The 22,526-nt window shown below is 30.0% G+C and carries 23 protein-coding genes and 1 pseudogene; 17 read left to right on the top strand and 7 right to left on the bottom strand.

Annotation, left to right across the window (positions count from 1 at the left end; genetic code table 11):
- Positions 1 to 12: 12 nt before the first annotated feature.
- From Q0945_RS08960 to Q0945_RS08915, 10 genes and pseudogenes are all read left to right on the top strand, one after another.
- Entirely contained in the window at positions 13 to 912 is a 900-nt protein-coding gene (locus tag Q0945_RS08960; RefSeq protein WP_299433724.1) for a DMT family transporter, read from the top strand.
- Between the two features lie 156 nt (positions 913 to 1,068).
- Positions 1,069 to 2,925: a DNA topoisomerase IV subunit B gene (locus tag Q0945_RS08955; protein WP_299433721.1), complete on the top strand. Its 1,857-nt coding sequence runs from the start codon at positions 1,069 to 1,071 to the stop codon at positions 2,923 to 2,925.
- Positions 2,926 to 2,953: 28 nt separating this feature from the next.
- Complete coding sequence (locus Q0945_RS08950) at positions 2,954 to 5,647, top strand: DNA gyrase/topoisomerase IV subunit A (RefSeq protein WP_299433718.1); 2,694 nt, start codon at positions 2,954 to 2,956, stop codon at positions 5,645 to 5,647.
- Between the two features lie 10 nt (positions 5,648 to 5,657).
- Complete coding sequence (gene mscL / locus Q0945_RS08945) at positions 5,658 to 6,092, top strand: large conductance mechanosensitive channel protein MscL (RefSeq protein ID WP_299433715.1); 435 nt, start codon at positions 5,658 to 5,660, stop codon at positions 6,090 to 6,092.
- Between the two features lie 89 nt (positions 6,093 to 6,181).
- Positions 6,182 to 7,138: a sterol desaturase family protein gene (locus tag Q0945_RS08940; protein WP_299433712.1), complete on the top strand. Its 957-nt coding sequence runs from the start codon at positions 6,182 to 6,184 to the stop codon at positions 7,136 to 7,138.
- A 97-nt stretch (positions 7,139 to 7,235) separates the two neighbouring features.
- Positions 7,236 to 7,745 carry a DUF3124 domain-containing protein gene (locus tag Q0945_RS08935; protein WP_299433709.1) on the top strand — a complete coding sequence of 170 codons (510 nt, stop codon included), beginning with the start codon at positions 7,236 to 7,238 and terminating at the stop codon, positions 7,743 to 7,745.
- A gap of 4 nt (positions 7,746 to 7,749) precedes the next feature.
- A pseudogene (locus Q0945_RS08930) lies at positions 7,750 to 8,360 on the top strand (MarC family protein).
- A gap of 83 nt (positions 8,361 to 8,443) precedes the next feature.
- Positions 8,444 to 9,007 (top strand): TetR/AcrR family transcriptional regulator, encoded by a 564-nt coding sequence (locus Q0945_RS08925; RefSeq protein WP_299433706.1) that lies wholly within the window; start codon positions 8,444 to 8,446, stop codon positions 9,005 to 9,007.
- 709 nt (positions 9,008 to 9,716) lie between these two features.
- Positions 9,717 to 10,280, top strand: coding sequence for a hypothetical protein (locus Q0945_RS08920; RefSeq protein ID WP_299433703.1), 564 nt, complete (start codon positions 9,717 to 9,719; stop codon positions 10,278 to 10,280).
- Between the two features lie 29 nt (positions 10,281 to 10,309).
- A complete protein-coding gene (locus Q0945_RS08915) occupies positions 10,310 to 10,978 on the top strand; it encodes a DNA alkylation repair protein (protein ID WP_299433701.1) in 669 nt (222 codons plus the stop codon).
- A gap of 54 nt (positions 10,979 to 11,032) precedes the next feature.
- Here the strand turns inward: Q0945_RS08915 and Q0945_RS08910 are convergent, their stop codons facing one another.
- Both Q0945_RS08910 and Q0945_RS08905 read right to left on the bottom strand, forming a co-directional pair.
- Positions 11,033 to 11,845 carry a TerC family protein gene (locus tag Q0945_RS08910; RefSeq protein ID WP_299433698.1) on the bottom strand — a complete coding sequence of 271 codons (813 nt, stop codon included), beginning with the start codon at positions 11,843 to 11,845 and terminating at the stop codon, positions 11,033 to 11,035.
- 2 nt (positions 11,846 to 11,847) lie between these two features.
- On the bottom strand, positions 11,848 to 12,225 hold the full coding sequence (locus tag Q0945_RS08905; RefSeq protein WP_299433695.1) for a hypothetical protein: 378 nt from the start codon (positions 12,223 to 12,225) through the stop codon (positions 11,848 to 11,850).
- 218 nt (positions 12,226 to 12,443) lie between these two features.
- Between Q0945_RS08905 and Q0945_RS08900 the strand changes: the two genes are divergently transcribed.
- The 3 genes from Q0945_RS08900 (at position 12,444) to Q0945_RS08890 (ending at position 14,733) form a co-directional block, all read left to right on the top strand.
- Positions 12,444 to 13,562: a M14 metallopeptidase family protein gene (locus Q0945_RS08900; RefSeq protein ID WP_299433692.1), complete on the top strand. Its 1,119-nt coding sequence runs from the start codon at positions 12,444 to 12,446 to the stop codon at positions 13,560 to 13,562.
- A 105-nt stretch (positions 13,563 to 13,667) separates the two neighbouring features.
- Positions 13,668 to 14,147 carry a winged helix-turn-helix transcriptional regulator gene (locus tag Q0945_RS08895; RefSeq protein ID WP_121066107.1) on the top strand — a complete coding sequence of 160 codons (480 nt, stop codon included), beginning with the start codon at positions 13,668 to 13,670 and terminating at the stop codon, positions 14,145 to 14,147.
- Between the two features lie 112 nt (positions 14,148 to 14,259).
- On the top strand, positions 14,260 to 14,733 hold the full coding sequence (locus tag Q0945_RS08890) for a DinB family protein (protein ID WP_299433685.1): 474 nt from the start codon (positions 14,260 to 14,262) through the stop codon (positions 14,731 to 14,733).
- A gap of 1 nt (position 14,734) precedes the next feature.
- Here the strand turns inward: Q0945_RS08890 and Q0945_RS08885 are convergent, their stop codons facing one another.
- Together Q0945_RS08885 and aroB are read right to left on the bottom strand one after the other, a co-directional pair.
- The gene (locus tag Q0945_RS08885) at positions 14,735 to 15,061 is read right to left on the bottom strand and encodes a hypothetical protein (RefSeq protein WP_299433682.1); all 327 of its coding nucleotides are present in this window, start codon (positions 15,059 to 15,061) and stop codon (positions 14,735 to 14,737) included.
- Positions 15,062 to 15,158: 97 nt separating this feature from the next.
- The gene (gene aroB, locus Q0945_RS08880) at positions 15,159 to 16,220 is read right to left on the bottom strand and encodes a 3-dehydroquinate synthase (protein WP_299433679.1); all 1,062 of its coding nucleotides are present in this window, start codon (positions 16,218 to 16,220) and stop codon (positions 15,159 to 15,161) included.
- Between the two features lie 134 nt (positions 16,221 to 16,354).
- Here aroB and Q0945_RS08875 point away from each other — a divergent pair, with 134 nt between their 5' ends.
- Positions 16,355 to 17,521, top strand: coding sequence for a proline dehydrogenase family protein (locus Q0945_RS08875; protein ID WP_299433676.1), 1,167 nt, complete (start codon positions 16,355 to 16,357; stop codon positions 17,519 to 17,521).
- On the opposite strand, the gene Q0945_RS08870 is transcribed toward Q0945_RS08875, so the two are convergent.
- Together Q0945_RS08870 and Q0945_RS08865 are read right to left on the bottom strand one after the other, a co-directional pair.
- A complete protein-coding gene (locus Q0945_RS08870; protein ID WP_299433673.1) occupies positions 17,518 to 17,904 on the bottom strand; it encodes a DUF4258 domain-containing protein in 387 nt (128 codons plus the stop codon). The two genes, Q0945_RS08875 and Q0945_RS08870, sit on opposite strands and share 4 nt — an antisense overlap.
- 1 nt (position 17,905) lies before the next feature.
- On the bottom strand, positions 17,906 to 19,105 hold the full coding sequence (locus Q0945_RS08865; RefSeq protein WP_299433670.1) for an alanine dehydrogenase: 1,200 nt from the start codon (positions 19,103 to 19,105) through the stop codon (positions 17,906 to 17,908).
- Between the two features lie 171 nt (positions 19,106 to 19,276).
- Between Q0945_RS08865 and Q0945_RS08860 the strand changes: the two genes are divergently transcribed.
- Positions 19,277 to 20,179: a hypothetical protein gene (locus tag Q0945_RS08860; RefSeq protein ID WP_299433667.1), complete on the top strand. Its 903-nt coding sequence runs from the start codon at positions 19,277 to 19,279 to the stop codon at positions 20,177 to 20,179.
- 8 nt (positions 20,180 to 20,187) lie between these two features.
- Here the strand turns inward: Q0945_RS08860 and Q0945_RS08855 are convergent, their stop codons facing one another.
- A complete protein-coding gene (locus tag Q0945_RS08855) occupies positions 20,188 to 20,832 on the bottom strand; it encodes an esterase (protein WP_299433664.1) in 645 nt (214 codons plus the stop codon).
- Between the two features lie 121 nt (positions 20,833 to 20,953).
- On the opposite strand from Q0945_RS08855, the gene Q0945_RS08850 reads away from it, so the two are divergent.
- Positions 20,954 to 21,376: a hotdog fold thioesterase gene (locus Q0945_RS08850; protein ID WP_299433661.1), complete on the top strand. Its 423-nt coding sequence runs from the start codon at positions 20,954 to 20,956 to the stop codon at positions 21,374 to 21,376.
- Position 21,377: 1 nt separating this feature from the next.
- The gene (locus tag Q0945_RS08845; protein WP_299433658.1) at positions 21,378 to 22,487 is read left to right on the top strand and encodes a chorismate-binding protein; all 1,110 of its coding nucleotides are present in this window, start codon (positions 21,378 to 21,380) and stop codon (positions 22,485 to 22,487) included.
- The last annotated feature ends 39 nt before the right edge of the window (positions 22,488 to 22,526 follow it).

Raw genomic sequence — 22,526 nt, 5'->3', positions numbered from 1 at the left:
TAGTTTAGCGGTATGTTTAAAACCTCTTCAAAAACTACTATTGGTATTATTTATGCCATTTTAGGAATATTATTATTCTCTGCAAAAGCTGTATTAGTAAAATTAGCATATGGGTATTCTATAGATCATTTAACTTTGCTTTTGTTTAGAATGGTATTTGCTTTACCATTTTATGTGGCTATAGCGTACAAGTGCAAGAATTCTAAAAGTGTTACCATAAGGACTAAAGACTATTTATGGTTATTCTTGTTTGGTTTTTTAGGGTATTACTTAGCAAGCTTATTTGATTTTGTTGGGTTGCAATACATTAAAGCTGGTTTAGAAAGAATTATCCTATTTATATATCCAACCATTGTGGTTTTGCTTTCTTGGTTGTTTTTTAAGAAAAAACTATCTACGCAACAATCTTTGGCTATTTTTATTACGTATGTAGGGGTTCTAATTACTTTTTGGGATGAAATAGGTTTAGAGGGGACTTCGGTATATAAAGGAGCTTTTTTAATCTTTTTAAGTGCAATTACTTATGCTTCTTATTTGGTAGGTAGTGGTTGGTTAATTCCTAAATTTGGAGTGCTTCGTTTTACCGCTAATGCTATGATAGTATCTACGTTTTGTGTTGTGGTTCATTTTTTAATTCAAGGTAATTATGCCATTTTTAGTTATCCAAAAGAGGTATATTTTATTAGTGCCGTAATGGCAATTTTCTGTACTTTAATTCCGTCTTTTTTAGTCTCTTCCGCAATAGAAAAACTTGGGGCAAATACCTTTTCAATTTTTGGAAGTTTAGGTCCGGTTTCTACTATAGTTTTGGCTTTTATTTTTTTAGAGGAACGTATTTCATTACTACAAGTAGTTGGTATGTTAATTGTAATTAGTGGCGTGTCTATAATATCAAAGAAAAAAGAGGAATAAATGGTAAAAAACTACCTGTTTTGTCTTTTTTTTCAATAAAACACCTATTCTATCAACAAAAACACTTTTTTTATTGTTAATTACTTTAGTCGTTAAGGGTTTTATTTTTTTTAAACTCGTGCTATATTAGCAACACTTTCGAATAAATCGCAATATATGGCAGAAAACACACAATATACCGAGGATAATATACGCTCCCTAGACTGGAAAGAACATATTCGTATGCGTCCAGGTATGTATATTGGTAAATTGGGTGATGGTTCTTCTGCAGATGACGGTATTTATATTCTCTTAAAAGAAGTTATAGATAACTGTATTGATGAGTTTGTTATGGGGGCTGGTAAAACCATTGAAATATCTATTAAAGATAAATTAGTAAATGTTAGGGATTATGGTCGTGGTATTCCATTAGGAAAAGTTGTAGACGTAGTTTCTAAAATGAATACTGGTGGTAAATATGATTCTAGAGCTTTTAAAAAATCGGTAGGTTTAAATGGTGTTGGTACTAAAGCGGTAAATGCTTTATCTAGTTTTTTTAAAGTACAATCTTCTAGAGATAGTCAATTAAAAACAGCAGAGTTTAGTCAGGGTAATTTAATGCAGGAAGAGGGACCTTCCGAAACCTCGCAACGTAAGGGAACAAAAGTATCTTTTATACCAGATGAGTTAATTTTTAAAAACTTTAAATATCGTAATGAGTATGTAGAGCGCATGCTTAAAAATTATGTGTATTTAAATCCAGGTTTAACTATTGTTTTTAATGGAGAAAAGTTTCATTCCGAAAATGGCCTTAAAGACCTTTTAGAAGATAATAACAATGTAGAGGATATGTTGTATCCTGTTATACATTTAAAAGGTAATGATATAGAAGTAGCTATTACGCATAGTAAAACCCAATATAGCGAGGAATACCACTCTTTTGTAAACGGACAAAATACAACACAAGGGGGAACACACCAAGCAGCATTTAGAGAGGCAATTGTAAAAACAGTCCGCGATTTTTATAGTAAAAGTTACGAGGCATCAGATATTCGAAAATCTATTATTTCGGCAATATCTATAAAAGTAATGGAGCCAGTTTTTGAGAGTCAGACAAAAACAAAACTAGGTTCTACAGATATGGGAGGAGATTTACCTACCGTACGTACCTATATAAATGACTTTGTTGGTAAATATTTAGACAATTACCTTCATAAAAATACAGAAACTGCAGAGCTTTTACAACGTAAAATTGTACAAGCAGAACGCGAGCGAAAAGAACTTTCGGGAATACGTAAACTTGCAAAAGATCGTGCTAAGAAAGCTAGTTTGCACAACAAAAAACTTAGAGATTGCCGTATACATTTAGGGGATACTAAAAAAGATGGTTACCTAGAGAGTACTTTGTTTATAACAGAGGGAGATTCTGCATCTGGTTCTATTACAAAATCTCGTAATGTAAATACGCAAGCAGTTTTTAGTTTAAAAGGTAAGCCTTTAAACTCTTACGGAATGTCTAAAAAAGTGGTGTATGAGAATGAAGAGTTTAACCTTTTACAAGCAGCACTGAACATAGAGGAATCTATGGAAGATTTACGATATAACAATATTGTAATTGCTACTGATGCCGATGTAGATGGTATGCATATTCGTCTTTTACTAATAACTTTCTTTTTACAGTTTTTTCCAGAGCTAATAAAAGAGAATCATTTGTATATATTACAAACGCCATTGTTTAGAGTGCGTAATAAGAAAGAAACTATCTACTGTTATAGCGAAGAAGAAAGACGAAATGCAATTGAGAAATTAACAGGAAAACCAGAAATTACCCGATTTAAAGGTTTGGGAGAAATATCACCAGATGAGTTTGTGCATTTTATTGGGGATGATATTCGCCTAGAACCTGTAATGTTAGATAAGACAATGTCTATAGAGAACCTATTACAATTCTATATGGGGAAAAACACGCCAGACAGGCAAAAGTTTATCATAGAGAATCTTAAAGTAGAGATTGATTTAGTAGAGGAAAAGTAATAATAAATAAAAATACGCATCTTCTTTTATGGAAGACAACGAAGAACCAAACCAAGAACATATAGAAAACAATGACGATTCCCAAGTAGCCTTAACCAAGGTTACGGGAATGTATAAAGATTGGTTTTTAGATTATGCTTCTTATGTAATTTTAGAACGTGCAGTACCAGCTATAGAAGATGGCTTTAAACCTGTGCAAAGAAGAATTCTACATGCTTTAAAAGAGTTAGATGATGGTCGTTACAATAAAGTAGCGAATGTTGTTGGGCATACTATGCAGTATCACCCGCATGGGGATGCTAGTATTGCAGATGCCATGGTGCAAATTGGCCAGAAAAATTTGCTAATTGATACTCAAGGAAACTGGGGAAATATTTTAACAGGAGATAGAGCGGCAGCATCAAGATATATAGAAGCAAGGCTTTCTAAATTTGGTTTAGAAGTAGTGTTTAGTCCTAAAATTACAGAATGGCAATTATCTTATGATGGTAGAAAAAAAGAACCAGTAAATCTTCCAGTTAAGTTTCCACTATTATTAGCACAAGGAGCAGAAGGTATTGCTGTAGGTTTATCTACAAAAGTATTACCACATAATTTTAATGAACTCATAGATGCGTCTATAAAGCATTTAAAAGGTTCTAGATTTACTATTTTTCCAGATTTTTTAACTTCAGGAATTATAGATGTTAGTAATTATAATGACGGACTTCGTGGTGGAAAAATACGAGTGCGTGCAAAAATAGCACAATACGATAGTAAGACATTGGTAATAAGTGAAATACCTTACGGAACTAATACTTCTTCTTTAATAGAATCTATCCTTAAAGCAAATGAAAAAGGAAAGATAAAAATTAAGAAAATTGAAGACAATACAGCTGCAGATGTCGAGATTTTGGTGCATTTACCAGGTGGAATATCGCCAGATAAAACTATAGATGCATTATACGCTTTCACTTCATGTGAATCTTCTATTTCTCCGTTAGGTTGCATTATAGAAGATAATAAACCCTTGTTCATTGGAGTAACCGAAATGTTAAAGCGCTCTACTGATTATACGGTAGAATTGTTAAAGAGAGAATTAGAAATTCAATTAAACGAGCTAGAAGAACAATGGCATTTTTCATCTTTAGAAAGAATCTTTATTGAAAATCGTATTTATAGAGATATAGAAGAAGAAGAAACATGGGAAGGTGTAATTTCTGCTATAGATAAAGGGTTAAAACCACACGTAAAACATTTAAAAAGACCAGTTACAGAAGAAGATATTGTTAGACTTACAGAAATTAGAATAAAACGTATTTCTAAGTTTGATATTGATAAGGCACAACAATTATTAGATAATTTAGAAGAACGCATAGCAGAGGTTAAGCATCATCTTGCGCATATTATTGAATTTGCTATAGATTACTTTAAAAACTTAAAAGCTAAATATGGTAAAGGTAGAGAACGTAAATCTGAAATTAGAGTTTTTGATGATATAGAAGCTACTAAAGTTGTTATTAGAAATACAAAACTATATGTAAATAGAGAAGAAGGTTTCTTTGGAACATCACTTCGTAGAGATGAGTATGTAACAGATTGTAGTGATATTGATGATATTATTGTTTTTACCAAAGAAGGTAAAATGATGGTATCTAAGGTAGATTCAAAAACTTTTGTAGGAAAAAATATTATACATGTAGCAGTCTTTAAAAAGAAGGATTCCAGAACCACTTATAATATGATTTATAAAGATGGTAAAGGCGGTGCTACGTATATTAAAAGATTTAATGTAACGAGTATGACTCGTGATAAGTTATATGATTTAACTGCAGGAAAACCTGGATCTCAAGTACTATACTATTCGGCTAACCCTAACGGAGAAGCAGAAGTAGTTACTATAAACTTGCGACAAGTTGGTAGTGTTAAAAAACTGAAATGGGATATAGATTTTTCGGATGTTTTAATAAAAGGGCGTGGCTCTAAAGGAAATATTGTTACTAAATACGCTGTAAAACGAATAGAACTTAAAGAAAAAGGAGTTTCTACCTTAAAACCAAGAAAAATTTGGTTTGATGATGTGGTGCGTAGATTAAATGTAGATGGGAGAGGAGAGTTGTTAGGAGAATTTAGAGGAGATGATTTACTGTTGATCGTAACTCAAAAAGGTATGGTTAAAACCATGTTACCAACCTTGACGTCTCATTTTGAGGATGATATGATAGTTCTGGAAAAATGGATTCCTAAAAAACCATTATCAGCTATTTATTGGGATGGAGATAAAGAAAGGTTAGCTGTAAAACGTTTTTTAATAGAACAAGAAAACAGAGAAGACCTTATTATCACAGAGCATCCAAAATCTTATTTAGAGTTAATTTCTACAGATTGGAGGCCATTGGTAGAGCTTGAGTTTGTGAAGCCAAGGGGAAAAGACCCAAAACCTAATGTAACTATAAATTTAGAAGAATTTATTTCTATTAAAGGTATAAAAGCATTAGGAAACCAACTTACTTCAGATAAAGTAAAAAATGTTAATTCTTTAGAAGCATTACCTTATGAAGTAGAAGAAGAAACACCTATTAGTGAAATAGAGGTTGTGGAAGAAAGTCAGGATAAAAAACCAGAAATAAAAGAGCAGAAAAAGAATTCTTCGGAAGAAAAAGAAACTAATACTTCTTCAAAAAGTTCTCCTGATGCTGCTGATAGTGATATTGACGACGATGGACAAATAACACTTTTTTAATTTCTTGTTTATGAAAAAATTTATTGAAGAGTTTAAAAATTTTGCTGTAAAAGGTAATATGATAGATATGGCTATTGGTATTATTGTGGGAACAGCATTTAACAAAGTAGTGAATACATTAGTTAAAAAAATAATAATGCCACCTCTATCTTTATTATCAGAGGGTGTTACCTTGACCAATAGGAAAATTGTTTTACGTGAAGGTAATACAAATGGTATAGAAGAAGTTGCCATCTGGTATGGAGAACTTATAGAGGTTTTAGTAGATTTTGGAATCATTTCTCTGACAATTTTTGTGGTTTTAAAGTTTATAAATCATTTTAAGGATAAAGCAGAAAATCCAGAAGATAAAACAGTAGCAACTCCAAAAGATATTGAGCTGTTATCTAAAATGGAACAGCTACTGAAAAGGCAAAATGAGATTTTAGAAAAGAATAATAAATAATAATTATTTAGAAATTATAAATAAAAATAGCCTAATCCTTATATCTAAGTATTGTATGGCTATCTTTGAAAAAAACATTTTTTTAATTTATGGATTTGACCAACCCCCTTATATATGGTGTTCCTTGTTTTATAGCATTAATTTTACTAGAAATAACCTATAGTCATACACATGATAATGAAGATTTATATGTGTGGAAAGATTTAATGGCAAGTGGTGCTATGGGAATAGGTTCTGCTATTTTAGGACCATTAATAAAAGTTACCGTTTTAATTACTGTTTTTAATTACACCTATGAATTCTTTAACCCTTTAGTAGATGGTGTTCGTACTAATATCATGGGGTATGAATCTTTTGGATATGCATGGTATATATTTTTATTATGTCAGTTAGCAGATGATTTTACGTACTACTGGTTCCATAGGGCCAATCATGAAATTAGATTATTATGGGCTGCTCACATTGTGCACCATTCTTCGGACCATTTTAATTTAGGAACAGCTATTAGAAATGGTTGGTTTACGTTATTATATAAGCCTTTTTTTTATATGTGGATGCCTGCGGTAGGGTTCCCTGTAGAAGTTGTGGTTTTTGCTTTAGCAATAGAATCTTTTTGGCAATTTCAATTGCATTCTAAATATGTGCCTAAGATGGGGTGGGTAGAAAAAATATTTAATACGCATACTATGCACCAAGTGCACCACTCCCAAAATGTGGAATATTTAGATAAAAACCATGGAGGATTTTTAAATGTTTTTGATAAAATATTTGGAACATGGAAAGAGCTAGATGATGATGTGGATGTTAAGTTTGGTGTAATACATGCACCACAGTCTTATAATCCGTTGGTAATTTTAACTCATGAATTTAAAGATATTTGGAATGACACTAAAAAGTCACCAAAACTATCCCATAAACTAATGTATATTTTTGGTCCTCCTGGTTGGAGTCATGATGGAAGTACCATGACAGTTAAGCAACAACAAAGTTTATTTAAAGATCATAAGAACACCAATCCTAATACTAAATTTAGTAGACCAAATTAAAATATATCTTTATCTTTATAGTTGTACCTCATTCCTTATAAATTATGAGATGCTGGTTTTAGTTTTCTAAGTTTTATATTCACTTAAAAAAAATAAAATGAAAAGATATATCTCTATTTTAATACTATTTTTTATTTTTCTAGCTTGTGAAGAAAAGAAAGAGCTTAGTTCTGTTGCTACAGAAAATTGGACAAAAAGAGCTGCAAGTGCATCAATAAAAGATTCTTTAGAATTTGGAAAATCTTACTTGTCTATATATTCTCAAATTTATAGTTTATCGGAGCATAAAAGGCATAACTTAACTGCTATGGTAAGTTTAAGAAATACTAGTGATAAAGACACAATTTATTTACTTAATGCCAATTATTTTGATACACATGGAAAGTTAATTAGATCCTATTTTGATTTTCCTATATATTTAGCTCCTATGGAGACTACAGAAATAATTATAGAGGAAGGAGATGTGACAGGAGGAACAGGTTCTAATTTTTTAATAGAATGGAAAAAACAATCAAAAACATCAGAGCCTTTATTTGAAGGAGTAATGAGTTCTACGTTAGGACAACAAGGACTTTCTTTTACTACACAAGCTAAGAGAATAGAATAATGTAATGAAAGAAATAATAACTACTATTTTTTTCCTTTTTGCTGTAATAGATCCAATAGGTTCTGTTCCTGTTTATTTAGAAGCAACTAAAGAATTTGATAAATTACATAAAAAGAAAATTGCCATAAGAGCATCATTAATTGCATTTGGTATTTTATTATTCTTTATTGTTATTGGACAGTTAATTCTGGAGGGAATGTCTGTTTCGTTAGATGCGTTTCAAATATCAGGCGGTGTTATTCTTTTTCTTTTTGCCCTTACTATGATTTTTGGAGATGGCAAACCAGAAAGAGAAAAAAATCAAATAACAGATTATAAGCATGTTACTATCTTTCCTGTAGCAATACCATCTATTGCCTCCCCAGGAGCAATAATGGCGGTAGTAATTATGACGGATATCACATATTTACTATCCAACAACAAGCAATTACTACCTTACTTGTTTTTGTTGTTATTGCAATTACTTCATTAATTTTACTTACCGCTAGTGTTGTTCAAAAACGTATTGGGAGCTACGGTATAACTGTAATTAGTAAAATTATGGGATTAATTTTAGCATCCTACGCAGTACAGAGTATACTTAGTGGTATTAGTGACTATTTTATGTTTAAATAATTAATTACTTTTAGTTAAAGTTTTTTAAACTGTTTTTTTAACCTTAAAGCAATCGCTTAGTTTTGTCTTGTAGATGATAACCAATGGCTCGTAAAAAACAATATATCGAACAAGAAGTAATAAAAAAGGCAATGGGTCTTTTTTGGCGTAATGGCTATGAAGCAACTTCTGTACGTATGTTAGAAAGGGAAATGGGTATTAACCAGTTTTCTATCTATTCTAGTTTTAATAATAAACAAGGTGTTCTTTTAGAAAGTGTAAAGTATTATAAAAAGCAGATTAATGTTATCAAAGAAAAGCTTAGAACATCTAACAATGGTGTTGTTGGATTAAAACAATATTTTTATGATTTTATAGAGTTTTCTAGCGAAGGAGAAATACAAAAAGGGTGTTTAGTTACCAATATTGTAAATGAGATAAATGAAGAACAAGAACCAGAGGTAATGTTTGAGTTAAAGAGATTTGCAAATGAAATTAGAGCTTTATTTATAAGTAATTTAAAACAAGACGACAAAAAAGAAAATTATTTAATAGAACAACAAGCAGATTTTTTAATGAATACACTTTTAGGCTTGTCTATTGCATCTAAAGTATTTAATAAAAAACAATTAAAAAATAGTATAGAAGTTGCATTTACAAATATGTAGCATTTTTTTTTGTATAATTACTAAGCATTTGCTTAGTTAAAGTTTGAATAAAAATTAGAATCATGATAACATTACAAGTATACAATATGGAATCTACACTCGAAGAAGTAAAACCATTATTAAAAAAAACAAAAAAGCGTATGGAATGATTCTTGGTTTATATGGATTATTAGCAGGTTCGCCAAAATTTTTAGAAGCATAGCAGACTTCATTTGATGAAGAATAATTAAATGTTGTTTAGCAATCTATTAATGTTCAGTACCCTTGACATTAATGTGTTCCTGTACATACAGGTATTGCAATAATGATGAAAGTTAATGATTCTATTACTGAAGCCTTGCGTAACGAACCCCCTTTAGATAGCTGAAATTAGAAGCTTTTTTGTAGCTGGATATGAAGAAAAAAATGTTTTAAATGTAATCTTAAGCTTATCTCATAAAACAATAAGTAACAGAACAAATCATATAGCTAATATGCATATCGATGCTGCTTTTAAATAGTTTAAATGTTCTAAGAAATAAAAATTGCTGCAAATGTAGATTTATGATGAAGATGATTGTGGTATGTAAACCTTCCGTGTCCCCCGCGGAGGGTTTTTATAAATTTTGAATTTCACCAATAAAAGATTTATAAAAATAGTTTTAAGCTTAAATTAATAGGATTATATATAAAATAAGAATTTTCCGTTATATTTTATAAAATATAATTGATGAAAAAAATCTTACTTCTTGTCTGCCTCATTTTTTGTTCTTGTATTTCTGATGATACTATTGAGGTGTCTAAATATCCCATAATTACTACTATCAAAGAAATAACAGAAGTTTATGATATTAATTTAGATTTGAGCGGAAAAAGTGAGACTTGTAGTGTACACAAGTATTTTGATGGGTCTGTAGAGTTAGAATATACGTATGATTTAATAGAGACAGATAGGTATAGTCCTTTGTATTATTCCATTACAATAGCTAAGGAACGAAGTGTTAAGGAAGCAAAAAAGGCATATCAATTAACTAATGGCGCTTATAATATAGTTGCAAGTTCTTTTGGTCAAGGTACTGAAGAGGTAAAAAATATAAATCTTCCTGGAGAGGATAGTTTTTATGCTATTAGAACCTATGATGGAGAACCTAATGGTGTATTACTTACTATACGTGATGGTAAATTTATTTATAATCTTATTACTTCTGGTATATATACGGAAGATCATAGTTTGGTTAAAGAGGTTATTCTTCCAGAAATAGAAAATTTGAAGAGATTTACTATTGTAGAGTAAATTTGTATTTTAAGATTGAAATTTTACTCATGGAAGAATATATTAAGAGCCTTGAAAATGAATTTGCCAATAGTGCAGATAGCTTAGTTGCTATGCATCAAAAAGCGTACATGCGTGATCAATTTGATTATTATGGATTAAAAACTCCTATTAGAAGAGAAATTCAAAAACCATTTTTAATTACATCTTACCTTCTTCCTAAAGAGGTGCTTCCAAAATTAATTAAAATTTTATGGAGTAAACCGCAAAGAGAGTTTCAGCATTTTGGACAGGAATTAGTGTTTAAATATATAAAAGCCCAAGAAGTAGAAGATATTTTGCTTTATGAGTATATGATTACAAATAAATCTTGGTGGGATACAGTAGATTTTATTGCGGTTAAATTATTAGGAGCTTATTTTAAAAAATTTCCTGAAACTAAAGATGCAACTATTAAAAAGTGGCTAAAGACTAATAATATTTGGCTACAACGGAGTGCTATACTTTTTCAATTAAAATATAAAAAGGAATTAGATACATTAGTATTGCACAATACAATTAATAGTTTGTTGGGTTCTAAAGAGTTTTTTATAAATAAAGCTATAGGTTGGGTTTTAAGGGAATACAGTAGAACCAATCCTAACTGGGTTGTGGAATTTGTAGCGAATACAAATTTAGAGCCATTAAGTAGGAGAGAGGCATTAAGGTTATTAAAATAAAAACACCCTAGCAAATTATTTTACTAGGGTGTTTTTTTGTTTAGAAAAGTGAAATTACTCTTCTATATTTTCAGTTATTCCTTTTTTATTTTTTTTCATTCTTAAATCAAAAAATTCTACCATTAAAGAAAATGCAATAGTAAAGTATAAATATCCTTTTGGAATGGTGCCAACTTCATTGCCGAAAACAATTAAATGAGCAAGGTGTGCTGCTTCTGCAATAAGCATAAACCCAATTAATATTAAGAAAGATAACCCAAGTATTTGTACGGACGGATGACGATTTACGAACTCCCCAACTGGGTTAGCAAATAACATCATTATTATCACAGAGACAACCACGGCAACAATCATTAAAATTAATGCATCATTAGGGTTTGGAGATATTCCATTTGTCATTCCAATAGCTGTTAAGATAGAATCAAAAGAGAAAACAATATTAATAACTGTTATTTGTACTATAGCGTTGCTTAATGTTTTAGAACGAGCTTTAGTTACTTCTCTTTCATCATGACCTTTATCCTCTACTTTTTCATGTATTTCTTTTGTACTCTTGTATAGTAGGAATAATCCACCAGCAAAGAGAATTATTGCTTGTCCGCTAATACCGCCAGAAATCCAATCCAAATCAATAACCCAGAAAGGTTTTTTCATGGAGGTTAGTAAGGATATACCAAAAAGAAGTACAATACGCATAACCATGGCCAATACTAAGCCTATGTTAGTTGCCTTTTTTCTTTGCGCAGGTTCTAATTTTCCTGCAGCAATAGATATGAAAATAATATTATCTATACCTAATACAATTTCTAAAAAGGTTAAAGTTAAAAGGGCTATCCAAGCATCTGGATTAGAAAAAATTTCAAACATGGTTATTTAGTTTTTGTTGCCGTTCCCGTTCTTACAATTAGTTTTTTATTGGCGTCTTTTACAGCATTCTTATATTCAAAAGTATAAGAATTTTTTGTGGTACTCAAAATTTTATAATGAATGGCAATATCATTATTTAAATCTTTTAAAACAAATTCACAATCATTTAACCACCGTACAGAAGCACTGTCAATTTTATTATCATAATAATCTACACTGTATTCTTTGTCACGTATAAATTTACCGGTTTTAGAAACTCCATTTATTTCATATGTAAACGTAAATTCTCCAGTTTTAAAATTGCTACAGTTTCGTTCTGGTTGGTAACAAGAAATAACTGTTAATAATAGTAATATTATGCAGATTATTTTTTTCATCATAGTTTAAGAAAATAATTAAGTTAGCAAACCTTATTATAGGTTTTAGGTAAAGTATTTATTTATATAAATTTAATTAAATATTTCACTTTCAGATTATTGCGTGTATATTTTTGTTTTTAGTTGTTTTAATATTTAATTACATAACAAAAAACACGCTATAGATTACAAATGTAATTTATATAGATTGTATTTTTACTAATTAAATTTAAGAATTTTAGATGTTTTCATCCATAGAGTATAAGAATATAAAAGAGAAATCTGTTACTGGTCGTTATGTAATTAATGAACAAATTTTCTCTGTTTTAGAAAAATTGCCTTCAGAATTTAGTGTTTCCTATATTGGAGATTCTGTCCAAAAAAGAAAAATATATAGCGTTACTGTTGGTAATGGATCCAATAGAATTTTAATGTGGTCCCAAATGCATGGTAATGAATCTACCACTACAAAAGCAGTATTAGATTTAATTAATTATTTACAACAAGATACTAAAGAAGTAAATAATATAAAAGCTAATTGTACACTACATATTATCCCTATGCTAAATCCAGATGGGGCACATGCCTACACAAGAATAAATGCAAATGGGATTGATTTAAATAGAGATGCGCAAAACCAAACCCAGCCAGAGAGTACTATTTTAATGGCAGAGTATAAAAAGTTTAAACCTAACTACTGCTTTAATTTACATGACCAGCGTACTATTTTTAATGTAGGGACAACGAATAAGCCTGCAACAGTTTCTTTTTTAGCTCCTGCACACAATGAAGAAAGAACTATTTCTAAAACTAGAGGAATAAGTATGCAATTAATTGTTGCAATGAATAGTGAGTTACAAAAAATAATTCCAGGTCAAGTTGGAAGGTATGATGATGGGTTTAATGCAAATTGTGTGGGAGACACTTTTCAAATGCTACACGTTCCAACAATACTTTTTGAGTCTGGTCATTACCCTAACGATTATGAAAGGGAAACTACACGAGAACTTATATATATATCTTTACTAAAAGCAATTAGTACAATTAGTTTAGGTACTATTCCTAGTTATAGCCAAGAAGACTATACTACCATACCAGAAAACGGAAAACTTTTCTTTGACGTTTTAATAGGTAATGCAGAGGGAATTAACTCAAGTTTAGACCCAAATACAGATATAGGAATATTGTTTAAAGAAACCTTAATAAATGGTGTTCTTGAGTTTGTGCCAGCAATAGAAAAGGTTGGAAAATTAACAACATCTTATTTTGGTCATAAAACCTATAATTGTTTAAAAGAAGAAGAGTTGTTTAACTTAAAAAAGGAACCTTTCATAGAACTTTTAGAAAATTTTATTGCATAATATGATATTTAATTACCTAAACGTTACATTTTTGTTATAATAAAGCAACTTTTATTGAGTTTTCTATCGTAATTTATTATTTTCGCATTTAAACTATTTAAAACCATGAGTAAAGTTAAGTTAGACGAGATAGACCACCAGATTCTAGATATGTTAATAGATAACACTAGAACTCCATTTACAGATATAGCAAAGAAATTATTAATATCTGCTGGTACTGTACATGTTAGAGTAAAGAAAATGGAAGAGGCAGGAATAATAAAAGGTTCCTCTTTAACTATAGATTATGTTAAGTTAGGATATTCTTTTATAGCTTATGTTGGTGTTTTCTTAGAAAAAACGCACCAGACAAAATTTGTATTAGAGCGTTTAAATGAAATTCCAAATGTAACTGTTGCTCATATTACTACAGGAAAGTTTAATATTTTCTGTAAAATTAGAGCAAAAGATACTACTCACGCTAAAAATATTATTTTCAAAATTGATGATATTGAAGGAATTAGTAGAACAGAAACAATGATTTCTTTAGAAGAAAGTATTAATGATAAAAAACGATTAATGCACAAAATTTTTAATGAACTTTAATAGCATTAATTACTATAAACTTAAATCCTAATTGAAATTATTTTAATTAGGATTTTTTATTTATTAAAAATGAAAAAATCAGATTTACTAGAGGTAGAATATAAAGAGTTTTATGCTACCTATTTTAAATACTCTTGAGGATGTAGAGCTCATGTCTGAATTGCTTAATGGAAAAAAACAGTTTCTAGATTTAGTAGAAACTATAGATGCTACTAAATTTTCTTATGCCTATGGTAAAGATAAATGGACAGTGGCAGAAGTTTTGTTACATATTATAGATACAGAAAGGGTTTTTCAATATAGGGCACTGTGTTTTTGTAGAAATGATAAAACAGCTTTACCAAGTTTTAATGAAAATGATTATGTAAAAGAAGTTTCTGTAGCGAATAGAAATAAAGAAAATATAGTAGAAGAATTTCTTGCTGTAAGAGAGTCTACAATTACATTGTTTAAGAATATTACTAAAGAACAACTGTTACACACAGGTACAGCAAGTAATATACAATGGAGTGTTGGCGGATTAGGCTTTGTTATTTGTGGTCATCAAAAGCACCACATGAAAATTTTAAAAGAAAGGTATTTTTAGTCTATTCTATTTCATTCTCTAAAGAATCTGAATCTATATCTAATTGCATTTCAGAAGAATCTACTTCTTCTAAAACATTTGTAGTATTAGGTTCTATTTCTTTTTCTACGTTGTCTTCAAAATTTGCAATAAAGTTAGATAAGCTTTTACTAATTTTTACTAAGTAAATAGTGTCTTCTGTTTTTAGTTCAACAGTTTCTATAATTTCACCATTTAGATTTTTAAAAATTATAATATCATCATCTCCGTACCCATGAGGGTACGTTTCAATTAAAAGAGAAACAATGCTGTGGTCTAATTTTTTGTAATCTACAAGTTTGCGTAACATAATGTATAGGTTTGGTTTTTATACTACCGAATCTATATAATTTATGCTTTACTTTTTTTAAAGAGTTGTAAAATAAAGAATTTAGTACATGAATCTCTTATTCTTTGTAGTAAGAAAAAGCTTCGGAAAACAGTTCGTCTTTAATTTTAATGTCATAGACAGCTTCGCCAATACTTTTTAGTAAAACAAAATTGATGTTACCATGAGAATTTTTCTTATCAAAAATTAAAAGTTTTAAAATGCTTTTAATTCCTTCTTCAGTGAATTCAATTTTTTTATACCTGCTTAAAAAAGTTTTTTTAATATCTTCCAATTCACTTTTAGGTAGTCCTGTTAGTTTATAAGAAAGGTATCCTTCTAAAATCATTCCAATTGCAATTGCCTCTCCATGTAAAAGTGTTGGTAATTCTTTACTCTCTAAATAATGAGACTCTATAGCGTGCCCTAGTGTATGACCAAAATTTAATATTTTACGTAGGTTTTGTTCTGTTGGGTCAATGGTAACAACATCATTCTTAATAATAACAGAATCATGTATGTATGCTTCCATTTCTTTATAAGATGTTATTTTTTTAAGTTCTTCCCAATAGTTTTTGTCTTTAATAAGACCATGTTTTAGCATTTCTGCAAAGCCACTTTCTATTTGCCTAGCTTCTAAAGTCTGTAAAAATTCCGGAACAATAAGTACCATTTGCGGTTGGTTTATAACTCCAATTTGGTTTTTTAAAGGCCCTAAATCAACACCAGTTTTACCACCTACAGATGCATCAACCATGGAAAGTAATGTGGTAGGTATGTTTATAAAATTAATTCCTCTTTTAAAAGTAGAAGCAACAAAGCCACCTAAATCTGTAAGAACACCACCTCCTAGGTTTAGAAGAATACTCTTGCGGTCTCCACCAAGTTCAGAAAGTACACTCCAAACTCCTGTGCAAGTTTCTATATTTTTGTTTTCTTCACCAGATTCTATTTCTATAATTTCAAAAGCATAGTCTCCAGTAATTTGAGACATAAAAGCAGGTAAACAATGCTCATGCGTATTTTCATCTACCATAATAAATATAGTAGAATATGTTTTTTCTTCTAAATGGGTGTTTAGAGCATTAAAAGCATCTGTATTAAAATGTATAGAATAAGCCGTTGTGGTAATAGAGTTCATAGTTGTAATTAAGTTTTTCTCTAAAGTTTTTCAAAGAAAAATATTTTTTTAATAGCTCGCAAAATAAAGCTTATTTTAAATGAAATGGTTGTAAAAAGTGTTATTATATTTGATGTTGACTAATATTTTAATAAATGAAGCATATTTTTGAGAATACCGCAACGGCATTTGCCTTAAAAACGGATTCGGAATTAGAAAGAGCTTATTTTCTTTTTAAAATGATTGCAAATGAGCCTCTGGTAAAAATGGGTACATTAATGACAAATTTTGCAATTAAAGCACATTTGCCGGTAGAAGGCCTAATAAGAGCTACTGTTTTTGACCACTTTTGTGGTGGCGTAAATGAGGAAGATTGCCTGCCAGTGGTTGATAAAATGTGGGAAAAAGGAGTTTGTTCTGTTTTAGATTATTCTGTAGAAGGAAAAGAGGAAGAAGCTACTTTTGACGAAGCTTTACATAAGATTTTAAAGATTTTAAATTTTGTAAAAGAATTAGATTCTATTCCTTTTGCGGTATTTAAACCTACTGGTTTTGGAAGGTTTGCATTATTCCAAAAAGTATCTAGTAACATAGAGCTAACCGAAGAAGAAAAAGTAGAGTGGGAGCGTGTTATTAAAAGGTTTGACACGGTTTGTAAAAAAGCTTTTGATATGAAAGTAGCTTTGTTAGTAGATGGTGAGGAAAGTTGGATGCAAAATGCAGCAGACCAATTGGTAGAAGATATGATGGCAAAATATAATACGGAAAAAGCGGTAGTGTTTAATACGCTGCAAATGTATAGATGGGATCGTTTGGAATATTTAGAAAGGTTGCATAAAAGAGCTAAAGAGAAAGGTTTTTTGGTAGGTTTAAAAGTAGTACGTGGTGCTTATTTAGAGAAAGAAAATACTAGAGCAAAAGAAAAGGGGTACCCAACACCAATTTGTGCTAGTAAAAAAGATACCGATATTAATTTTGATGCTGCAGTTAGCTATATAATAGACAATTTAGATATTATTTCTCTTTTCTGTGGTACGCATAATGAAGCTAGTAGTTATGCTTTATTAGAACTTTTAAAGGAAAAGAATATCGAAAAATCGGATACTAGAGTTTGGTTTGGGCAGCTCTATGGTATGAGCGATCATATATCTTTTAATTTAGCTAATGAGGGCTATAATGTTGCAAAATATTTACCTTTTGGCCCAGTAAGAGATGTTATGCCGTATTTAATACGTAGGGCAGAGGAGAACACATCTGTGGCGGGGCAAACAACAAGAGAATTAACCTTGTTAAAAGAAGAACGAAAGAGAAGGAAAATTTAGTAAACAAGTTTACTTATTTGCGCTTTGTCTTTACAGTTTTTTACGGTTAAAATAGCTTCTTTTCCGTGTAAGTTGCCTTCTATAAGATAGGTTTTACATGGATTAGATTTAGTATCACTGTTTCCAAAGTCTACATCTCCGTTGGTTAAGAAAGAAGCAATATCTGTAGAGTCTAATTCTTTATTTAAAAGCAAGGTACTTATTTCTTCGGAGTAGTGTAACGGTTTAGAACGTATGTCTTTTAGTGTTCTACAATTTGGTAAATAACAAAAAGATAAACTGGTACCCGTTTCATCCGATTTTTTCTTGAAGAAAAAAGTTAAACAAACAATACCTAATGATAGGCCAAATACAAAGTAACCTAAACGTTTTAAAAATGCCATATTAAAAAATAAGAAAATTGATGTCGCTATACTGTAAGTCAAACCATTCGCCTACAGATTTATTGGTTAAAATTCCATGGTAAAGATACAGACCATTTCTAAGACCTTTGTCAAAACGTAAAGAATTTTCTATACCCCCGTCTTCTCCAAGTTTTAGTAGATAAGGTGTAAAAATATTACTAATAGATACCGATGCAGTTTTTGGGTATCTAGAAGGTATATTAGGAACACCGTAATGAACTACACCAAATTTTTCTACAGTAGGTTTATTATGGCATGTAACCTCACTAGTTTCAAAGCAACCACCCATATCTATACTAACATCTATAATTACAGCACCTTTTTTCATGTGTTCTACCATAGTACTAGAAACTACCACAGGTGAGCGGTCTTTACCTCTTGCAGCACCAATTGCAACATCACATCTTTTTAAGGCTTTTAATAAGTTTTTTGGTTGTATGGTAGAAGTGTATATAGTCTGGTTTAGGTTTGTTTGTATATTTCTAAGTTTAGTAATAGAGTTGTCAAAAACTTTAATATTTGCACCCAAGCCAATAGCAGATCTTGCGGCAAATTCACCAACAGTACCAGCACCAATAATTACAACTTCTACAGGAGGAACACCACTAATATTTCCAAACATTAAACCTTTACCTTCATTGGTAACTGCCATTAGCTCAGAAGCTATTAATACAGACGATATTCCTGCAATTTCACTTAAGGAACGTACCGCAGGGTATTTACCATCTTCATCACGTATATATTCAAAAGCAATGGCAGTAATTCTCTTTTTTGCCAATGCTTCAAAATATCTTTTTTCTTGTATTTTTATTTGTAATGCAGATATAATAGTTGCTTGCGGATTTAACATTTCTATTTCTGCTAAAGTTGGTGGCTCTACTTTTAATAGAAGCGGACAAGAAAACACCTTTTTAATATCGGTAGTAATTTCTGCACCAGCATTAGTGTATTCTATATCTGTAAAATTAGCACCTTCACCAGCGCCAGCTTCTATTAATATTCTATGGCCGTTGGCAGTTATGGCATTTACAGCATCTGGGGTTAAACAAATTCTTTTTTCTTGATTTTGATTTTCTTTTGGTAAGCCAATAAAAAGTTCTCCTTTCTGTTTTAAGATTTCTAAAGTTTCTTCTTGCGGAAGAAGTTGTTGTTTACTAAAAGGAGAGGTTGGTAAGTCCATAAAAATATATAAGCAATAAAATTAATGGTGTTAATATCAAATTTACAACTTTTAATGTAATAATAAGATATAGAAAAAACTTGGTGTTTTTTTGTCCGTTACAACGTTTAAAAGCGTTCTTTTATTGGGGTAATTTTTTCAGGTAAATAAGAATATAACTAATTTTGTATTATGAAAAATTATACCTCCTATATTTTTATATTTTTATTCCTAAACTTTTCTTTTTCTGTTAATGCACAAGAAATTAGAATTTTTACGGTGAAGGATTTTGATTTAAAAGATAGTGTGCAAACGTGTTTGGTAAATACTAAATATGGTAAGGAAGAATATGAGTTTTTAAAAGATGGACGTTTATCTAAGTCTGTTACAAGACATAATGATGCTGATTATAATATTACATACTATAAGTATGATGGAAAATTTTTAATAGAAAAAAGATTTGAAAACTATAGAGAAAACACTTTTGACCCTAGTACTTCCATTGCTAATATTTATACTATAGATAGTACAACAACTTTAAAAATCACAGAAAAAATACTTACGTATTCTAAAGAGTTTTTAGAACAATATGAATATACCTATTCTAAAGAAAATGTTTTAGAGAAAATTACAAGAACTAATGATAATGGTATAGATACTACTGCTATTACTTTTACAACTTTTAAAGGTGAAAACACAAAAACATATAGTTTAAATGGTGAGATTATTAAATCTATTAGAACATCAAAAATAAAAAAGAAAAATACTTCAGAACAAAAATTAGTGCTTACTAAGACTTTTTTAAATGGAGAACCAATATCTGCAGAAGAAGATAAAGTAAACCAAAAAGATAAAATAGTTTCTAAGATTAAGTTTTTGTTTAATACAGATAAAAAAGAGTTTGAACCACAGAAAGTTATATTATATGATTATAACGAAAATGACATGCTGATTAAAACGGAAGAGAAATTAGAAGATATTATCACGATAAAAGAATATGTGTACCAATATGATAATGGCAATTCTGGCAATTGGATTAAACAAATTATTACGCCAGATAATAGTTATAAAACCAGGACTATAACTTATTTTTAATAAGTAACTTACACTAAAGATTCTATTATTTCTTTTTTAATGGCATGTTCACCATCATATACTATTATGTTTACTTTACCATCAAGTAAAAGTTCTATTCTTTTTTCTTCTAAAACTCTTTTAGCCTCTGTAATATATTCGTCTTTATCACCAATAAAGAAGGTTATTTTTGTTTTGTTATCTATTAGATTAGAAAATTTCTCTTTAGTTAATTCTTTGGGTATAATTCCGCCGTATAATACTAAATGATTACATGGAACTTTAGAATAGCAAATCCACCTGCTAGCAATAGAAACGCCTTGTGAATATCCTAAAATTATTATATTATGTTGGTCAGTAACAGCTTCTTGTTGGTATACTTCATTTAAATAATTTAATATGTTTTTTGTTTCTAAAGTGGTATTTTCTTTAGTAAGCCAGCTAGAGCCAACACGACGAAATTTATTGTTTAAGTAATATTTAGAAGGAGCTTGTGGCGCTATTATATAATTTTCTTCAGGAGGTAAGGAATCAAAATGTTTAATAAAATATCTACTTAAATATCCAATGCCATGTAAAACAATCCATATGTTTTTGGTTTTATTGGTTAAGGAGTTAAGAGTTTCATAGGTGTTCGTTGTAGTGTAACTTACTTTTTTTTCTTGATTACTCATTTTTATTATCAATAACTAATATTGCAGTAAAGGTAAAAAACCAAAGTTTACTTTAAGAAACCATTCCCTTTTAAACACTTCTTTTATTCTTAGCTAATGCTTAATTTTACAAAAAAAAGGCATGAACGATTATAAAGAAAAGATTCTATCTATTTGTAATGAAAGCTCCAAAAACACACTTATGGAGACTTTAGAAATTGAATATACAGATGTTGGAGAAGACTTTTTAATTGCAAAAATGCCAGTAAATTCTAGAGTGCATCAACCAGATGGTGTTTTGCATGGTGGTGCTACTGCTGCTTTAGCAGAAAGCGTAGGGAGTACTGCTTCTTATATTTTCTTAGACGGACAAAACTTTTTTGTACGTGGTATAGAAATTTCTGCAAACCATGTAAAGAGTGTAAAAAAAGGCTTTGTATATGCTAAAGCACTTTTGGTACATAAAGGGCGTACAACGCAGTTATGGGAAATTAAGGTTACAGATGATGAAAATCATTTAATATCTGTTTGTAAATTAAGTACTATTGCCTTACCAAGAAAATAATATGCTTACCCAAATCATAAATAAAGCAGGTAAACAACTAGAAGCAAAATTACCTTTTGTTTTATACAGGAAACCTAATAGTGCTATTGTTAATGCAGGTTTTCAATCTACATCAGCTGTTTTTAATGTTAATTCTTTTGAAGAAAAAGGATTTGTTTTTGCTCCTTTTAATAGTGAGTCTCCTATAGTATTATTAAAATTTGATGATTTTTTAGAAGAGACTTATGAGTTTAGTATTAAAGCGTATAAACAGGGAATAGAGTACCCTAGTACTACAGAAGACAAGGAAGAACATATACAATTAGTTAAAAAGGCTATTTCTAAAATTGAGAATACCAATTTTAAAAAAGTAGTAGTTTCTAGAAAAATAGAACTGAACTGTATTAAAGACCCTTTTTTACTTTTTAGTTCATTATTACAAAAATATGTATCTGCTTTTTGTTACTTATGGTACCACCCTAAAGTAGGAATGTGGTTAGGAGCTACCCCAGAAATTCTTTTAAAATTAGAGAACAAAAGACTAACCACTATGTCTTTAGCAGGAACAAAACCCTATGAAAAAGATAAAAAAGTTACTTGGGGAACAAAAGAATTAGATGAGCAAAATTTAGTTACAGAATATATAACAAATGCATTAGAGAATAAAGTAGATAGACTATTATATTCTAAGGTAGAATCTATACGTGCTGGAAATTTGTGGCATTTAAGAACCAAGTTAACGGCAGATATTAAAAATGAATCTTTAAAAAGTATTATACAAGTACTACATCCTACGCCAGCAGTCTGTGGTATGCCTAAACAAGAAACAAAATCTTTTATTCTAGAAGAGGAAAATTACGATAGGGAATATTACACAGGGTATTTAGGAGAATTAAATTTTACGCAAGAAAATTTAAGAACTACAAGGCGTAAAAACACAGAAAATAATGTTTATAAAGCAATAAAAAAGGTGTCTGAATTGTATGTAAATTTACGTTGCATGCAACTAAAAGATGCCAAAGCAATATTATATGTTGGTGGTGGCATTACAAAAGACTCTGACCCAGAAAAAGAGTGGAAAGAAACTGTAAATAAAAGTAAAACAATGTTGTTTATACTTAATGCAACATAATCTTATTGTAGAATTGGGTTTAGTTAGTACATCGTTGTA

Source organism: uncultured Maribacter sp. (genome assembly GCF_947500405.1).
Lineage (GTDB): Bacteria > Bacteroidota > Bacteroidia > Flavobacteriales > Flavobacteriaceae > Maribacter_B.
This window is presented reverse-complemented; position numbering and strand designations above follow the sequence as displayed.

Bases quoted from the DNA above. Each gene is read 5' to 3' on its own strand.
- Q0945_RS08960 (WP_299433724.1), top strand. From the start codon at position 13: ATGTTTAAAACCTCTTCAAAAACTACTATTGGTATTATTTATGCCATT.
- Q0945_RS08955 (WP_299433721.1), top strand. From the start codon at position 1,069: ATGGCAGAAAACACACAATATACCGAGGATAATATACGCTCCCTAGAC.
- Q0945_RS08950 (WP_299433718.1), top strand. From the start codon at position 2,954: ATGGAAGACAACGAAGAACCAAACCAAGAACATATAGAAAACAATGAC.
- mscL (WP_299433715.1), top strand. From the start codon at position 5,658: ATGAAAAAATTTATTGAAGAGTTTAAAAATTTTGCTGTAAAAGGTAAT.
- Q0945_RS08940 (WP_299433712.1), top strand. From the start codon at position 6,182: ATGGATTTGACCAACCCCCTTATATATGGTGTTCCTTGTTTTATAGCA.
- Q0945_RS08935 (WP_299433709.1), top strand. From the start codon at position 7,236: ATGAAAAGATATATCTCTATTTTAATACTATTTTTTATTTTTCTAGCT.
- Q0945_RS08925 (WP_299433706.1), top strand. From the start codon at position 8,444: ATGGCTCGTAAAAAACAATATATCGAACAAGAAGTAATAAAAAAGGCA.
- Q0945_RS08920 (WP_299433703.1), top strand. From the start codon at position 9,717: ATGAAAAAAATCTTACTTCTTGTCTGCCTCATTTTTTGTTCTTGTATT.
- Q0945_RS08915 (WP_299433701.1), top strand. From the start codon at position 10,310: ATGGAAGAATATATTAAGAGCCTTGAAAATGAATTTGCCAATAGTGCA.
- Q0945_RS08910 (WP_299433698.1), bottom strand. From the start codon at position 11,845: ATGTTTGAAATTTTTTCTAATCCAGATGCTTGGATAGCCCTTTTAACT.
- Q0945_RS08905 (WP_299433695.1), bottom strand. From the start codon at position 12,225: ATGATGAAAAAAATAATCTGCATAATATTACTATTATTAACAGTTATT.
- Q0945_RS08900 (WP_299433692.1), top strand. From the start codon at position 12,444: ATGTTTTCATCCATAGAGTATAAGAATATAAAAGAGAAATCTGTTACT.
- Q0945_RS08895 (WP_121066107.1), top strand. From the start codon at position 13,668: ATGAGTAAAGTTAAGTTAGACGAGATAGACCACCAGATTCTAGATATG.
- Q0945_RS08890 (WP_299433685.1), top strand. From the start codon at position 14,260: ATGCTACCTATTTTAAATACTCTTGAGGATGTAGAGCTCATGTCTGAA.
- Q0945_RS08885 (WP_299433682.1), bottom strand. From the start codon at position 15,061: ATGTTACGCAAACTTGTAGATTACAAAAAATTAGACCACAGCATTGTT.
- aroB (WP_299433679.1), bottom strand. From the start codon at position 16,220: ATGAACTCTATTACCACAACGGCTTATTCTATACATTTTAATACAGAT.
- Q0945_RS08875 (WP_299433676.1), top strand. From the start codon at position 16,355: ATGAAGCATATTTTTGAGAATACCGCAACGGCATTTGCCTTAAAAACG.
- Q0945_RS08870 (WP_299433673.1), bottom strand. From the start codon at position 17,904: ATGGCATTTTTAAAACGTTTAGGTTACTTTGTATTTGGCCTATCATTA.
- Q0945_RS08865 (WP_299433670.1), bottom strand. From the start codon at position 19,105: ATGGACTTACCAACCTCTCCTTTTAGTAAACAACAACTTCTTCCGCAA.
- Q0945_RS08860 (WP_299433667.1), top strand. From the start codon at position 19,277: ATGAAAAATTATACCTCCTATATTTTTATATTTTTATTCCTAAACTTT.
- Q0945_RS08855 (WP_299433664.1), bottom strand. From the start codon at position 20,832: ATGAGTAATCAAGAAAAAAAAGTAAGTTACACTACAACGAACACCTAT.
- Q0945_RS08850 (WP_299433661.1), top strand. From the start codon at position 20,954: ATGAACGATTATAAAGAAAAGATTCTATCTATTTGTAATGAAAGCTCC.
- Q0945_RS08845 (WP_299433658.1), top strand. From the start codon at position 21,378: ATGCTTACCCAAATCATAAATAAAGCAGGTAAACAACTAGAAGCAAAA.